This window comes from Pseudomonas sp. EA_5y_Pfl2_R50 (assembly GCF_963970475.1).
Classification (GTDB): domain Bacteria; phylum Pseudomonadota; class Gammaproteobacteria; order Pseudomonadales; family Pseudomonadaceae; genus Aquipseudomonas.
In genome coordinates, this window is sequence record NZ_CAXAPT010000001.1 from 320,195 (window position 1) to 333,547 (window position 13,353).

The 13,353-nt window shown below is 59.3% G+C and carries 15 protein-coding genes; 7 read left to right on the top strand and 8 right to left on the bottom strand.

Annotation, left to right across the window (positions count from 1 at the left end; genetic code table 11):
* Positions 1-212: 212 nt before the first annotated feature.
* Positions 213-1,232 carry a branched-chain amino acid aminotransferase gene (locus tag AACY19_RS01390; RefSeq protein ID WP_339447209.1) on the top strand — a complete coding sequence of 340 codons (1,020 nt, stop codon included), beginning with the start codon at positions 213-215 and terminating at the stop codon, positions 1,230-1,232.
* 228 nt (positions 1,233-1,460) lie between these two features.
* On the opposite strand, the gene AACY19_RS01395 is transcribed toward AACY19_RS01390, so the two are convergent.
* The 6 genes from AACY19_RS01395 to AACY19_RS01420 all read right to left on the bottom strand — a co-directional run bounded on the left by AACY19_RS01395 (position 1,461) and on the right by AACY19_RS01420 (position 6,045).
* Positions 1,461-2,285, bottom strand: a complete 825-nt coding sequence (locus tag AACY19_RS01395) for a TIGR03915 family putative DNA repair protein (protein ID WP_339447211.1) — start codon at positions 2,283-2,285, stop codon at positions 1,461-1,463.
* Positions 2,282-3,502: a putative DNA modification/repair radical SAM protein gene (locus tag AACY19_RS01400; protein ID WP_339447212.1), complete on the bottom strand. Its 1,221-nt coding sequence runs from the start codon at positions 3,500-3,502 to the stop codon at positions 2,282-2,284. Before AACY19_RS01400 ends, AACY19_RS01395 begins: the two co-directional genes overlap by 4 nt.
* Positions 3,503-3,692: 190 nt before the next feature.
* Positions 3,693-4,622, bottom strand: a complete 930-nt coding sequence (dmeF, locus tag AACY19_RS01405) for a CDF family Co(II)/Ni(II) efflux transporter DmeF (RefSeq protein ID WP_339447213.1) — start codon at positions 4,620-4,622, stop codon at positions 3,693-3,695.
* A 12-nt stretch (positions 4,623-4,634) separates the two neighbouring features.
* On the bottom strand, positions 4,635-4,910 hold the full coding sequence (locus tag AACY19_RS01410) for a metal/formaldehyde-sensitive transcriptional repressor (protein WP_339447215.1): 276 nt from the start codon (positions 4,908-4,910) through the stop codon (positions 4,635-4,637).
* 333 nt (positions 4,911-5,243) lie between these two features.
* The gene (locus AACY19_RS01415) at positions 5,244-5,663 is read right to left on the bottom strand and encodes a hypothetical protein (RefSeq protein ID WP_339447217.1); all 420 of its coding nucleotides are present in this window, start codon (positions 5,661-5,663) and stop codon (positions 5,244-5,246) included.
* A 43-nt stretch (positions 5,664-5,706) separates the two neighbouring features.
* A complete protein-coding gene (locus tag AACY19_RS01420; RefSeq protein WP_053121462.1) occupies positions 5,707-6,045 on the bottom strand; it encodes an FKBP-type peptidyl-prolyl cis-trans isomerase in 339 nt (112 codons plus the stop codon).
* 163 nt (positions 6,046-6,208) lie between these two features.
* Here AACY19_RS01420 and AACY19_RS01425 point away from each other — a divergent pair, with 163 nt between their 5' ends.
* On the top strand, positions 6,209-7,321 hold the full coding sequence (locus AACY19_RS01425) for a sensor domain-containing diguanylate cyclase (protein WP_339447220.1): 1,113 nt from the start codon (positions 6,209-6,211) through the stop codon (positions 7,319-7,321).
* A 240-nt stretch (positions 7,322-7,561) separates the two neighbouring features.
* Here the strand turns inward: AACY19_RS01425 and AACY19_RS01430 are convergent, their stop codons facing one another.
* A complete protein-coding gene (locus tag AACY19_RS01430; protein WP_339447222.1) occupies positions 7,562-7,870 on the bottom strand; it encodes an RcnB family protein in 309 nt (102 codons plus the stop codon).
* Between the two features lie 205 nt (positions 7,871-8,075).
* On the opposite strand from AACY19_RS01430, the gene AACY19_RS01435 reads away from it, so the two are divergent.
* The 5 genes from AACY19_RS01435 to AACY19_RS01455 all read left to right on the top strand — a co-directional run bounded on the left by AACY19_RS01435 (position 8,076) and on the right by AACY19_RS01455 (position 12,345).
* Positions 8,076-8,678: a LemA family protein gene (locus tag AACY19_RS01435; protein ID WP_339447870.1), complete on the top strand. Its 603-nt coding sequence runs from the start codon at positions 8,076-8,078 to the stop codon at positions 8,676-8,678.
* A 24-nt stretch (positions 8,679-8,702) separates the two neighbouring features.
* Positions 8,703-9,704, top strand: coding sequence for a M48 family metalloprotease (locus tag AACY19_RS01440; protein WP_339447224.1), 1,002 nt, complete (start codon positions 8,703-8,705; stop codon positions 9,702-9,704).
* Between the two features lie 58 nt (positions 9,705-9,762).
* Entirely contained in the window at positions 9,763-9,996 is a 234-nt protein-coding gene (locus tag AACY19_RS01445; protein WP_339447226.1) for a hypothetical protein, read from the top strand.
* A 276-nt stretch (positions 9,997-10,272) separates the two neighbouring features.
* Complete coding sequence (locus AACY19_RS01450; protein ID WP_339447228.1) at positions 10,273-11,565, top strand: MFS transporter; 1,293 nt, start codon at positions 10,273-10,275, stop codon at positions 11,563-11,565.
* Between the two features lie 12 nt (positions 11,566-11,577).
* Entirely contained in the window at positions 11,578-12,345 is a 768-nt protein-coding gene (locus AACY19_RS01455) for a substrate-binding domain-containing protein (RefSeq protein WP_339447230.1), read from the top strand.
* Here the strand turns inward: AACY19_RS01455 and AACY19_RS01460 are convergent.
* Positions 12,335-13,249, bottom strand: coding sequence for a LysR family transcriptional regulator (locus AACY19_RS01460; protein ID WP_339447232.1), 915 nt, complete (start codon positions 13,247-13,249; stop codon positions 12,335-12,337). The genes AACY19_RS01455 and AACY19_RS01460 overlap by 11 nt on opposite strands.
* Positions 13,250-13,353: the final 104 nt, after the last annotated feature.

The window sequence follows — 13,353 nt, forward strand, 5'->3', positions numbered from 1 at the left end:
TCTTCGCGAGCAAGCCCGCTCCCACAGGGGGAATGCATTTCAAATGTGGGAGCGGGCTTGCTCGCGAATTCTTGCGACCCGTGCGATTTATCTGTGTGTCATCCGATAGTCCGGGCTGCGAAACCGCCCAAGAATGAAGTATTGTTGTGCCCATCCAAAAAACGTCAGAAGCCTTGAACCGTTTCGACGGTTGTTCAGTGATAGAGGGTGTCATGGGTAACGAAAGCATCAATTGGGACAAGCTGGGTTTTGACTACATCAAGACCGACAAACGCTATCTGTCGTACTTTCGCGATGGCGAGTGGGACAAAGGCACCCTGACCGAAGACAACGTGCTGCACATCAGCGAAGGCTCGACTGCCCTTCACTATGGTCAGCAGTGCTTCGAAGGCCTGAAGGCCTATCGTTGCAAGGACGGCTCGATCAACCTGTTCCGCCCGGACCAGAACGCCGCGCGCATGCAACGCAGCTGCGCTCGCCTGCTGATGCCGCACGTGTCCACCGAGCAGTTCATCGAGGCGTGCAAAGAAGTGGTTCGCGCCAACGAGCGCTTCATCCCGCCTTACGGCACCGGCGGCGCGCTGTACCTGCGTCCGTTCGTGATCGGCGTGGGCGACAACATCGGCGTGCGCACCGCACCGGAGTTTATCTTCTCGGTGTTCGCGATCCCGGTCGGCGCGTACTTCAAGGGCGGACTGACCCCGCACAACTTCCAGATTTCCAGCTTCGACCGTGCCGCACCGCAAGGCACCGGTGCTGCCAAGGTCGGTGGCAACTATGCTGCCAGCCTGATGCCAGGTTCCCAGGCCAAAAAAGCGCACTTCGCTGACGCCATCTACCTGGACCCGCTGACCCACAAGAAAATCGAAGAAGTCGGCTCGGCCAACTTCTTCGGGATCACCCACGACAACAAGTTCATCACCCCGAACTCGCCGTCGGTTCTGCCAGGCATCACCCGCCTGTCGCTGATCGAACTGGCCAAGTCCCGCCTGGGCCTGGAAGTGATTGAAGGCGACGTACTGATCGACAAACTGTCGGACTTCAAGGAAGCCGGTGCCTGCGGTACGGCTGCCGTGATCACGCCGATTGGCGGTATCAGCTACAACGATCATCTGCACGTGTTCCACAGCGAAACCGAAGTCGGCCCGGTCACCCAGAAACTCTACAAAGAGCTGACTGGCGTGCAAACCGGCGACATCGAAGCGCCAGCCGGCTGGATCGTCAAGGTTTGATCTGACCGCCGCTGTTGCTCAAAAGCCCCCCATCGAGTGATCGATGGGGGGCTTTTTTGATTGTGTTGGTTTTTTTGTAAGGCTGGAGATCCTTTCCCCCCACCTGAGCCGATCATTGTGCCGTTGAAAACCTGAGTTCGACCTGATCGTTCAGGTCGATGTAGTACGCGAGAACACCTCGATCAGCCCCCTCGCTCTCCGGGAGTGGGCTGGGGTGAGGGTGAGCTCTTAGCTCTTCAAGGCAATCCGTTTGCCCGCCCGCGTGGAAATCCCGCTCGCCTGCCCATCCTGCTGTTTGCCCATCCGCGCCTGGGTAATCAACCCGGGGATCAATTCGCCCTCCGGCAGATTCTTCCAGAAGCGCACCGGCAAATGTCCTTGCATGACCTTCTCGTTGAGCCGCGCCGGGTTGAAGATATGACTGTAATACGTCAGCCACAGATCGCCGTGGGGATCGTCGACGTTCTGCGCCAGTTGCTGCCATTGCACCGGACATTCGCGTTGATGAATCAGTTGCTCGCCATCGTAATAAACCCCGTCACGCGGCGTGGCGATCAGCCAGCGATGGCGGCCCATCCGACCGATGAAGTGCGCACTGGCGCTGTGCAGGATGTCGTGTGCAGGCTCGTGCCATGCCACGTATTGCGGGCCGACGCTCGATTGCGGGCGCTCGATGAAGCGCACAAAGGCGTGCAAGTGATGGGCTTCACGATTCACCTGTTTGATCCGGCGCTGCAGTTCACTGCCGAGCTTGTCTCCGGCCATCATCGCCGTGCGATCACCGTGACTGACGCGCCACAACACTTCGTAGAGCAGACTCCAGCGCTGATCACCGCGGTATTGCGCGGCTTGTTCCAGGGTATCGAGCAGCGAGCGCGGGATGCGCGCCAGAAACGGCCCCTGCCCCTCAGGCACTGAAAGATCACTGGCAAACAGGTCGCCCTCGCCTTGCGACGCCCAGCTCACCAGGCTGGGGTCGACTTCATGGCTGAGCAGCCAGCGCGCCTGCTGACGCCAGGTGTCGAACAGATCGTCGCAATCGAGATTGATCATCCCCACAACCCCATCTGCTGTGGCATTGGCCGGTCACGCAACTGCTGATAGAGCATATGGCTGGTGACTTCCGCCTGTTGCGGGTGGTAGTCGCTGGTGATGATGAAAGGCTTGGCCTTGGTCAGCACGCAGCGCATGCGCGCGACGTCTTCGTAGCGAATTCGCCGTTGCCGGCGCAACTCGACCAGCCGTTCAGTGGTGCGCAGGCCGATGCCGGGAATGCGTGCGATCAGTGAGGCGTCGGCGCGGTTCAGATCCAACGGGAAAACTTCACGATTCTGCAGCGCCCAGGCCAGTTTCGGATCAATGTCCAACGCCAGATTGCCCGGCCCCTTGAGCAATTCGTCAGCGCTGTAGCCGTAGCTGCGCAGAAGAAAGTCGGCTTGATACAAGCGGTGCTCTCGCATCAGCGGAGGCGCGGCCAATGGCACGCTTTTGGGGCTGTCGGGAATCGGGCTGAACGCCGAGTAGTAGACCCGGCGCAAACGGAAGTTGCCGTACAAGGTCTGGGCACCGTGGAGAATCGTGCTGTCGTCGGTATCGTCGGCGCCAACGATCATTTGGGTGCTTTGCCCCGCCGGGGCGAATTTCGGCGCACGGGGTTCGTTGAGTACGGTCTGCTCGCCGGTGTAGATGGTCTGCATCGCCTGCTTGATGGAACCGATCTGCTTCTCCGGTGCCAGGGTCTGCAGGCTGGCATCGGTGGGCAGCTCGATGTTGACGCTGAGGCGATCAGCGTAGCGGCCTGCTTCCTCGATCAGCGCCGGGTCAGCCTCGGGGATGGTCTTGAGGTGAATGTAGCCACGGAATTCATGCTCTTCGCGCAGCAGTTTCGCCGCCCGCACCAGTTGCTCCATGGTGTAGTCCGCCGAACGGATGATTCCAGAGCTGAGAAACAAGCCGCTGACGCAGTTGCGTCGGTAAAAATCCATGGTCAAAGTCACCACTTCCTCCGGCGTGAAGCGTGCGCGAGGCACATCGCTGGAGCGACGATTGACGCAGTATTGGCAATCGTAAAGGCAGAAATTGGTCAGCAGGATCTTCAGCAAGGAAACGCAGCGCCCGTCCGGCGTGTAGCTGTGGCAGATGCCCATGCCATTGGTCGAACCGAGCCCGCTCTTGCCTTCGGAACTGCGTTTGGGCGCGCCACTGCTCGCACAGGACGCGTCGTACTTGGCGGCGTCGGCGAGAATGCTCAGCTTGTCGATGATTTGCATGGCGCAGGCTCTTTACTGTTTGGATATACAGTATAGCGTAGGGCTTTGGGTTACAAGCTGATAGAAGCGCACCTCGTCGGACAGAAGCTCAAGGTCAAAAACCGAGTTGCGCTGTTTGATCGCCATCAGCAATGAGCGATTACCGCCCGCCTCTTGACGGGCGTATCCCGCTGCTCAGCAAGGTCTCGGCTTAAGCGCTATGCAGTTCGACGGTCAGGTGGGACAGTTCATGCACGGGCGCCAGCCGCTCGCGAATGGCGTCCGCCGTGACACCTGCCACCGCCACGACACTGACGATCGCCGCCCGCGCCTGCGGACCGACCTGCCAGACGTGCAGGTCGCTGATGCGCACGTCGTTCGTGGATTCGAGCAATTGGCGAATCTCTTCGGCCACCGGCTCATCGGTGGCGTCGAGCAATACCGCCGCGCTGTCACGCATCAGGTTGTAGGCCCACTTGGCAATGACGATGGCGCCGACAATCCCCATCACCGGGTCCAGCCACCCCCAGCCCAGATAACGCCCGGCCAGCAGTGCGGCAATCGCCAGCACTGAGGTCAGTGCGTCGGCCAGTACATGGACATAGGCCGAGCGCAGATTGTTGTCATGATGGTGAGGGTGATCGTGGCCATGATCATGGGAATGTCCGTGGTCATGCCCGTGGTGCCCCATCAGCAGGAAGGCGCTGACCAGGTTCACCGCCAGGCCTGCGACCGCGATCACGGTCGCTTCACCAAACGCCACGGTGGTCGGCTGGAATAAACGTAAAACGGATTCACCGGCAATGCCCAGTGAGATCACGCCCAAAATCATCGCTGAGGCAAAACCGGCGAGGTCGCCGACCTTGCCGGTGCCGAAGCTGTAGCGACGGTTATTGGCGTTGCGCCGGGCGAAACCATACGCCGCCGCTGCAATGCTCAACGCGCCCGCGTGGGTTGCCATGTGGAAACCGTCGGCCAGCAACGCCATCGAACCGGTGAGGTAACCGGCGGCGATCTCGACGATCATCATTACAAAGGTCAGCACGACGACCCACAAGGTTCGGCGGGCATTTTCATCATGAGAGGCACCGAGAAACTGGTGATCGTGCGCGAAGCGGTCTGCCTTGGGCGTCAGGGCCATGAGGTTTGTGCTCTATTTGGAGTAGCGACGGATAGCTTGCAGTAAATCTTCCGCGCCTTGGGCGCGCGCCTCATCACTGAGGTCGGGGTGCGCGACATGCTCGCGAGCGTGGGCCTCGATGAATTGCTCCATCAGCCCGTTGACCGCCCCACGAATCGCCGCCACCAGGTGCAACGTCCTGGCGCAGTCGGCGTCACCCTCCAGCGCTTTCTCGACCGCCTGAACCTGCCCGGCAATGCGCCGTACACGGTTGAGCAGTTCGTCTTTGTGTTCGTGAATGTGCGACATACCTATACCCCCTACCCCTATATGGAGGCGATGATCGTCGATTGCGCCGATAACCGCAATGTCACTCAGTCTCCAGGGGATCAACGCGATGCGATGAACGGGCCAGCACAGTCAACATCTGTGCAGTCAGGCCCGCCGCCTTCGCGAGCAAGCCCGCTCCCACAGGTTTTTGTGGTGTCGGGAAGTGACGGCCTCGGCGGTGGCGGACGGAAAAACGCAGCATCATTTCGGCGTCCCCAGCAGGCTACAGCGCCTTGCACCTTTGCCTGCAACCACGCCAGAATCCGCCGGCTTGTGCGGTTTTTTTGGGGGGGGATCCTGTCAGTAAAGAGCTCAACCCGTGCTCGGGCGAAAATCCGAAAGAATGAAAGGCGTACTGGCTCTCAAATAAACCTCGACATCATCCAGCGAGCACAACGATTCGCTGGATGACTGAACACTCCCTGCATCGTCCTGACGAGTCACGGTGACGATGTAAGCCCCATCCCCGTGAATTAATGAAGCAGTGAATTTAACTTTCTGTCCCGCCTCTTCGGCAAACGATGTCGCACTTATCGGCGCATCCTGCAGTGCTTGCTTGACGCTTGCCCTGAGCGCCGTGCGCTTGGCGAGCAGTTCTTTACCCACGACCCAGCTACCGATGCCTGCGGCGGCGTAAACCACAAACATGTAGTTGTAATCCGAGCCTCGACGCGTTGCGTGTTTTTCCACCAGCCAATCGGCTATCTGAGAAACTGCATGCCATACATCCATTGGTCTATCCCTGATGGTGAGAAACGGACAGCGGCGTTTGTACTCAATCTTCCCGCGTCAAAACCTCCAGCAACTCAATCTCGAACACCAGATTCGAATTCGGCGGGATCTTGCCCATCGTTCGCTCGCCATAACCCAGGTGCGCCGGCACCAGCAGTTTGCGCTTGCCGCCCACCTGCATGCCCATCAGTCCCTGATCCCACCCCTTGATTACGCGGCCAGTGCCAATCACGCACTGAAAAGGTTTGCCACGGCTGTAGGAAGAATCGAACTCGCTGCCGTCTTCCAGCCACCCGGTGTATTGCGTGGTGATCAGCGCCCCTTTGACGGCGGCTTTGCCTTCGCCGACCTGGAGATCGATTACCTGCAGTTCATCATTCATAACATTCACTCTATTGTTCACCAGGCCGCCGTTTTCCCAGAATTGCCGGTGGTTGGCAACCCGTGCGCGAAGATCATTGCTGTATCCGAAGCGAGTGTGGAACCATTAACATAGCTATCCGCCACTACTCTACGGATCGACTCACAATGCCGGCAAACTCCCGATGATTGAGCTCTGGATCGGCCTGGTGACGGGCGGGATTTTGCTGGCCGTCATCGCCGTATTGATCCGCCGCGAACGCGATTTACGCCGCCAGCTCGGCGAATACCGCGACCTGCTCAGCCGCGCCGTTGAAGGACGCAACATCCATTCGGACGGCGACGCCGAGCGCTTCAAGCGCAGCCAGTATTTCGCGCGCATTGGCACCTGGGATTGGGAAGTCGATACGGATCGGCTGTATTGGTCGGATGCGATCTACGGCATGTTCGGCTTCAAGATCGGTGAAATCACCCCGTCCTATGCGCTCTTCTGTTCCTGCGTCCATCCGGACGACCGTGTCAGGGTGCGCGACGGTGAACTGCGTTGCCTGGAAACCGGCGAGAACCACGACGAGGAATACCGCGTGGTCTGGCCCGACGGCACGATTCGCTGGCTGCGCGAGACCGGCAACGTGGTGCGCAATGACCACGATGCCGTGATCAAAATGATGGGTGTGGTACGCGACATCACTGAAGAAAAGGCCTCGGCCAGTTACCTCAAACACCTCGCCCACTTCGACCCGCTGACCGGTTTGCCCAATCGTCTGGTGCTGGAAGAACGGCTGTCCGAAGCGCTGGATCAGGCGCGACAAACCGAAACCCGCGTCGCGCTGGTGTTCGTTGACCTCAACGGTTTCAAAACCATCAACGACCACTACGGCCATGCCGCCGGCGACCGCGTATTGATCACGACCGCCTCTCGCCTGAAACGTATCCTGCGCAGCACCGACACCGTCGCACGGATTGGCGGCGACGAGTTCGTCGTGATCCTGCAAGGCCTGGCGCCCGGCCTCAACCTGCAGGATGAAGCCCGCCGTATCTGCCAGAAAATTTTCGTCGAACTGTCCCCACCGATCAGCATCGGCAATGACCAACGCCACATCGGCACCAGCCTTGGAGTGGCGGTGTTTCCGGATCACACGACGGCGATGGATCGATTGCTGCACATTGCCGATCTGGCGATGTATGAGGCCAAGCGCAGTGGCAATAATCAGTATCGGCTGGGGGGTGGGCAAGTATTAAATCAGGGTCGAGTGGAGCCGCTCAGTCAGGAGGCAAGCCAAATACGACACCATTGAAAGTATGGGTGCAACATTGGCAATGAGCGACTTTCAATCTTGCCATTACGCTCATGCCGATAGTGCGCGACCGACTCATTACGTCGAACGCCCCACGTGCGGGTGTTTTCCTTGCGATAAAGCGGTTTCTTTTCCAACGAATGCTCCTGACATCCAGTCACTCGAAACGCCCTTCGCGTTTAGACCCGAATGGCGCCCGAATGCAAATCGACCGTCCATGGCCAATCGTTGCCGAAGTGCTTAACGCTCGACAGGCTGCATCTCGACAATGGTGCCGTTGGTGATCATGACCATCACGTACTTGTCGTTGATCTGCACCCACTGCGCCTGTTCGACTGGTGCTTTCAAGCCTTTCTGTTTCCAGTTTTTCAACGCTTTGTCGCTGCGCTGATAAACATCTGGAGCCCGGTCGTTGACCTTCAATTCACGGTCGCTGGTCGGCGACTGGACGGCAGGTTCGTTCGAGGTTTGCGCCGCTTGAACAAGTGGGTTGATCCCGGCGATGCCGGCAACGAGGGCCAGGCTGGCGATTAGGGTTTTGCTGTTCATCGGTGAACCTCCTTCAAATGTGTGATACCTGAACTCCGACTGCGGCGTCACGCAATCATTCCTTGTTTTTTTGCTTGGGTTGGCTGGGGATTGTCGTTGGCAGGCAGGCCGCCTTCGCGAGCAGGCTCACTCCTACAGGATCCGGGCTCAACTGCGTGCTTTTGCGCTAATATGCCGCGCCCCATTCCGCCGTGTGAACAAGGACATCACCGTGAGCACCTATCTCGTCGTCAATCTGGTTTTGCTCGGTCTTTGCGCCCTCTACGCGGTGCGCTTATTCAACTCGCTGGTTGCACGCCGCAACGAAATCAAGAACGCCTTCGCGCAAGTCGAAGTACAGCTCAAGCGTCGCTACGACCTGATCCCCAATCTGGTTGCCATTGCCAAGGGCGCTCTGGCCCACGAACGCGAAACCCTTGAAGCCGTGATCGCGGCACGCAATGCCGCAGTGGCCGTACTTGAGGCCGCGCAGGCACAACCGGGTAACGCGCAAAACATCGAACATCTGGGTCAGGCCGACAGCGCGCTCAATACTGCCGTGGATCGTCTGAATGTCACGCTGGAGGCTTATCCCGATCTCAAGGCCTCGCAGAACATGCTGCAGTTGAGTGAAGAATTGAGCAGTACTGAAAACAGAGTGAGTTTTGCCCGCCAGGCTTACAACGATGCGGTGATGACCTACAACACCCTCAAGCAGAGTTTTCCGGCAGTGCTGTTAGCCCCCAGCTTCGGCCATCGCGATGATGCTGCACCGCTCAAATTTGCCGACACTCTGGCGATCAAGACGGCTCCCAACGTTTCTTTCTAACCCCCCTTGCCCACGGAAGGCCCGATGAACTTCTTCGAACAACAACGCCAGGCGAAAAACCAGACCGCGCGCCTGATCAACATGATGATCCTGTCCATTGTCATGTTGATCGGTCTGACGAGTCTGCCTTTCGTCTTCAGTGGTTTTGAGGATTATCTGAGCGGTACCGGGAACCTGCTGGATGCCTTTATGGCGCTGGGGGTTATCGCAACAATTGTCGGCGGCATCGTGGTGATCGGCGGTCTCCTGAAATACCGGGAATTACGGGCGGGCGGCAAAGTGGTGGCCGAGAAGCTTGGCGGGCGTTGGCTCAACGGATTTGCAATGACGCCGGGCGAGAAACGGCTGATGAACGTTGTCGAGGAAATGGCTATTGCCTCTGGCAGCGTAATGCCAGCGGTGTACCTGTTACCGGATCAGAGTATCAACGCCTTCGCCGCAGGATTTACGCCTGAGGACGCGGTCATCGGCGTGACCCAGGGGGCAGTCACCCAACTGACTCGCGAAGAGCTGCAAGGGGTAATTGCCCATGAGTTCAGTCACATCTTCAATGGCGATATGCGCCTGAACACGCAACTTGTGGCAGTGGTACACGGCCTTCTGGTGCTAGGGCTTTCCGGCGGTCTGTTGATGGCAAGCCTGCTCAAGGGGGGAAAGCGCGACGTGCGCTTGATGCTGCTGGCGTTGTTCGCTGGCTTTTTGCTGTGTCTGGCCGGTTTCATCGGCAATCTTTTTGGCAATCTGGTCAAGGCTGGCGTGAGTCGCCAGCGCGAGTTTCTGGCCGATGCCAGTGCGGTGCAATTCACACGCAACCCTCAGGCGCTCGTCGGCGCCCTGAAAAAAATCGGCGCTCAAGGTTCGTCAATCAGCGCTGCCCGGGCCGGTGAGTACAGTCATTTGTACTTCAGCACAGGCGTCTCGACCACGCTGAGTCGCATGTTCGCTACCCATCCCGATCTGAGCGTACGTATCCGGCGGATCGATCCGCAATGGGACGGCCACTTTACTGCGACGTCCGCGCAGTAACCGCCAGCCCGCCTGAACGCGATGCGACAGGCGCACCCGACACCTTCCGGACATTACGATGAATTTCTTCCAGCACCAGCGCCAGGCCAAGCGCCGCTCGGTGCTGCTCGTTTTTTTGATGGGCCCCGCCCTGCTCAATGCCATGACCCGCCGTGTGATGCATGACGGGGTGATCACCGTGGCGAAAGCCGAGTTGTTTCGTGCGGTGGCGGATCTGCTCGATTGCCCGCTGCCACCCTTTCTGGTCACAGAACCCGACACGGGAACGAGCCTGAATGAGAGTGCAGGCTAAAGGACCGGCACTTCCAGCAACGCGAAAAATGTGGGAGCGAGCCTGCTCGCGACGAGGCCGGCAGCGTCAACATCTTCTTCCCCTGACACAACGCCTTCGCGAGCAAGCTCGCTCCCACAGGTTAAACGGTGTTTTCAGGATTGATCCGCTTTGCACATCAATGCATGCCAATAATGCAATTAACATCCTGTTACACCTGAGCCACCATCCACCCCAATAAGAACCGTGCGCTGACTCTCCGTGGCGCACGTCATAAAAGCGGTGGAGTCCTTTGTTATGACAGCCTCAATCCCACACGGCGGCTCGCGGGCCGGTGCCATTTTCCGAGTGACCTCGGGCAACTTCCTCGAACAGTTCGACTTCTTTCTGTTCGGTTTCTATGCCACGCAGATCGCGGCGGTGTTTTTTCCGGCGAGCAGTGAGTTCGCTTCCCTGATGATGACCTTTGCGGTGTTCGGCGCAGGCTTTTTGATGCGTCCGCTGGGGGCCATCGTGCTCGGTGCGTACATCGATGATGTCGGCCGCCGCAAGGGCTTGATCGTCACCCTGTCGATCATGGCCAGCGGCACGATATTGATCGTGCTGGTCCCCGGATACGAATCCATCGGTCTGTTTGCGCCAGCGCTGGTGTTGATCGGGCGTCTGCTGCAAGGCTTCTCCGCCGGCGCGGAACTGGGCGGTGTTTCGGTCTACCTGTCCGAAATCGCCACCCCGGGCCGCAAAGGTTTCTTCACCGCTTGGCAGTCGGCCAGTCAGCAAGTGGCGATCATCGTTGCCGCTGCTCTGGGCTACGGGTTGAACGCGTGGATGGCGCCGGACGTGATTGCCGATTGGGGCTGGCGGATTCCGTTTTTCGTCGGCTGCCTGATCGTGCCGTTCATCTTTGTGTTGCGTCGCAACCTCGCCGAAACCGAAGAGTTCGCCGCACGCAAACACCGCCCGAGCATGCGCGAAGTGTTCCGCACCCTGGGCCAGAATTGGGGCGTGGTACTGGGCGGGATGTTGATGGTCGCGCTGACCACCACGGCGTTTTATCTGATCACCGTGTACGCGCCGACCTTCGGCAAAACCGTGCTGCACCTGAGCACCTCCGACGCCTTGCTGGTGACCTTGCTGGTCGGTGTGTCGAACTTCTTCTGGCTGCCGATTGGAGGCATGTTGTCCGACCGCATCGGGCGTCGTCCGGTGCTCATCGCCATGTCGTTGCTGGCGCTGGCGACCACGTATCCGGCGCTGTCGTACCTGGTGCAAGCGCCGAGCTTCAGTCACATGTTGCTGTCGCTGCTGTGGCTGTCGTTCATCTACGGCCTGTACAACGGCGCGATGATTCCGGCGCTCACCGAGATCATGCCCGTCGAAGTTCGCGTCGCTGGTTTCTCCCTTGCCTACAGCCTGGCCACGGCCATTTTCGGTGGCTTCACGCCGGCGATGTCGACCTTCCTGATTCAGTACACCGGTGACAAAGCCGCACCGGGTTACTGGATGAGCATCGGTGCCGTGTGTGCGCTGTTCGCGACGCTGTACCTCTATCGCCGCGCAGGCGGCCGTCTGCAACCGGTTGCCGCCTAAGGAGCAATCACCTTGAAAAAAATCATCAATCTCAGCGCCATCGCCCTCTTCGCTTTCAGCGCCCTGGCACACGCAGAACAACTGAACGTGATGACCTCGGGAGGCTTCACTGCCGCTTACAAAATCCTCGGTCCTAAATTCGCCGCCGCCACCGGCAATACCCTCGACACCCAACTCGGCCCGTCGATGGGCAAGGCTCCCGAGGCGATACCCAATCGTCTCGCACGCGGTGAACACGCCGACGTGGTCATCATGGTCGGCTACGCCCTCGATGAGCTGATCAAGCAAGGCAAGGTCGACCCGGCGTCCCGTGTGGAACTGGCGGATTCGCGGATCGGTCTGGTGGTGCGTGAAGGCGCGCCGAAACCGGACATCAGCAGCGTCGACGGCCTGAAGAAAGCCTTGCTCGACGCACAGTCGGTGGCTTACTCCGACAGCGCCAGCGGCGTGTACATCGAGCAGCAGTTGTTCAAGAAACTGGGGATCGAAGAGCAGTTGAAACCCAAGGCGAAAATGATTCCAAAAGTCCCCGTGGGTTCGGTGGTTGCGACCGGCGACTATCAACTGGGCTTCCAGCAGGTCAGCGAATTGCTGCCGGTGCCGGGCGTGAGTTTCGTGGCGAAGATTCCGGAATCGGTGCAATCGGTGACACGATTTGCTGCGGGCATTCCGGTCGATGCGCAGCATCCGCAAGAGGCGAAAGCCTTGCTCGCCTACCTCGCCGCACCGGCCGCCCAGGCTGACGTGCAGGCCACCGGGCTGGATTCGGTCAAGCGTTGATCGTTGGCGGCTGGACTTTCATTTCCACCACCAGCCGCTCCAGTTCCAATGCCGCCGGGGTCAACGTGCGACCCCGGCGCTTGATGATGCCGACACTGCGCATCACGGGTGGATCGGTCAGCGGCACCCGCGTCAGGATCGGATGATCCGGCCCCGGCAGCGCCATCATCGGCACCGCCGCCACGCCCAACCCCGCCTCGACCAGACCGATCATGGTCGTCACATGCTTGGTTTCGCAGATGCTCTGACGCTGCGGCACCACCGTGCTCAAGGCTTGATCGAGCAAAAACCGGTTGCCCGAAGTCTTGTCCAGCGAGATGTAATCCTGCTGATAGAACTCGTCCCACGTCACGCTATTACGCCCGGCCAACGGGTGATCGCGGCGGCAGGCGACCACGTAGCACTCCTGCACAAGCGCTTCGAAATCGACTTTGGCATCCTGCGTGCCCATGAAACTCAAACCGAAATCCGCCTCGCCATTGACCACGGCGCTCAATACATCGTGGGCGCTGGAATCGAGGACTTTGACTTTGATGCGTGGAAATTGCTGGTGATAGCGCGCGACCACGCGGGGCATGAAGTAGTACGCCGCCGAGGGTACGCAGGCGACGGTGACGTGGCCCAATCGGGTCGAGGCGACTTCGCTGATGCCGAGCAGTGCCACGTCCAGATCATCGAGCAGCCGTTCCACGCTGGGCATGAAGCCGCGTCCGGCCTGGGTCAGGCTGACCTTGCGCGTGGTGCGCTCGAACAGCTTCACGCCGAGGGCCTCTTCGAGCTTTTCAATACGTCGGCTCAGCGCCGGTTGTGACAGGCGCACGGTGTCGGCGGCCTTGCGAAAACTGCCCTGCTCGACCACGGCGCGAAAGGCTTGCAGGTCGTTAAGGTCGAAGTTGATGGCCATGGCGGGACTCGGAGAGATTGATTCGTAGAGAGCATGAATGTAACCAATTGATGCAACTTTATACAGTTCCCACATAATCCTGTGGGAGCAAGCTCGCTCCCACA

Excerpts from the sequence above, each read along its gene's own strand:
- AACY19_RS01390 (WP_339447209.1), top strand. The coding sequence starts at position 213 with ATGGGTAACGAAAGCATCAATTGGGACAAGCTGGGTTTTGACTACATC.
- AACY19_RS01395 (WP_339447211.1), bottom strand. The coding sequence starts at position 2,285 with ATGATCAATCTCGATTGCGACGATCTGTTCGACACCTGGCGTCAGCAG.
- AACY19_RS01400 (WP_339447212.1), bottom strand. The coding sequence starts at position 3,502 with ATGCAAATCATCGACAAGCTGAGCATTCTCGCCGACGCCGCCAAGTAC.
- dmeF (WP_339447213.1), bottom strand. The coding sequence starts at position 4,622 with ATGGCCCTGACGCCCAAGGCAGACCGCTTCGCGCACGATCACCAGTTT.
- AACY19_RS01410 (WP_339447215.1), bottom strand. The coding sequence starts at position 4,910 with ATGTCGCACATTCACGAACACAAAGACGAACTGCTCAACCGTGTACGG.
- AACY19_RS01415 (WP_339447217.1), bottom strand. The coding sequence starts at position 5,663 with ATGGATGTATGGCATGCAGTTTCTCAGATAGCCGATTGGCTGGTGGAA.
- AACY19_RS01420 (WP_053121462.1), bottom strand. The coding sequence starts at position 6,045 with ATGAATGATGAACTGCAGGTAATCGATCTCCAGGTCGGCGAAGGCAAA.
- AACY19_RS01425 (WP_339447220.1), top strand. The coding sequence starts at position 6,209 with ATGATTGAGCTCTGGATCGGCCTGGTGACGGGCGGGATTTTGCTGGCC.
- AACY19_RS01430 (WP_339447222.1), bottom strand. The coding sequence starts at position 7,870 with ATGAACAGCAAAACCCTAATCGCCAGCCTGGCCCTCGTTGCCGGCATC.
- AACY19_RS01440 (WP_339447224.1), top strand. The coding sequence starts at position 8,703 with ATGAACTTCTTCGAACAACAACGCCAGGCGAAAAACCAGACCGCGCGC.
- AACY19_RS01445 (WP_339447226.1), top strand. The coding sequence starts at position 9,763 with ATGAATTTCTTCCAGCACCAGCGCCAGGCCAAGCGCCGCTCGGTGCTG.
- AACY19_RS01450 (WP_339447228.1), top strand. The coding sequence starts at position 10,273 with ATGACAGCCTCAATCCCACACGGCGGCTCGCGGGCCGGTGCCATTTTC.
- AACY19_RS01460 (WP_339447232.1), bottom strand. The coding sequence starts at position 13,249 with ATGGCCATCAACTTCGACCTTAACGACCTGCAAGCCTTTCGCGCCGTG.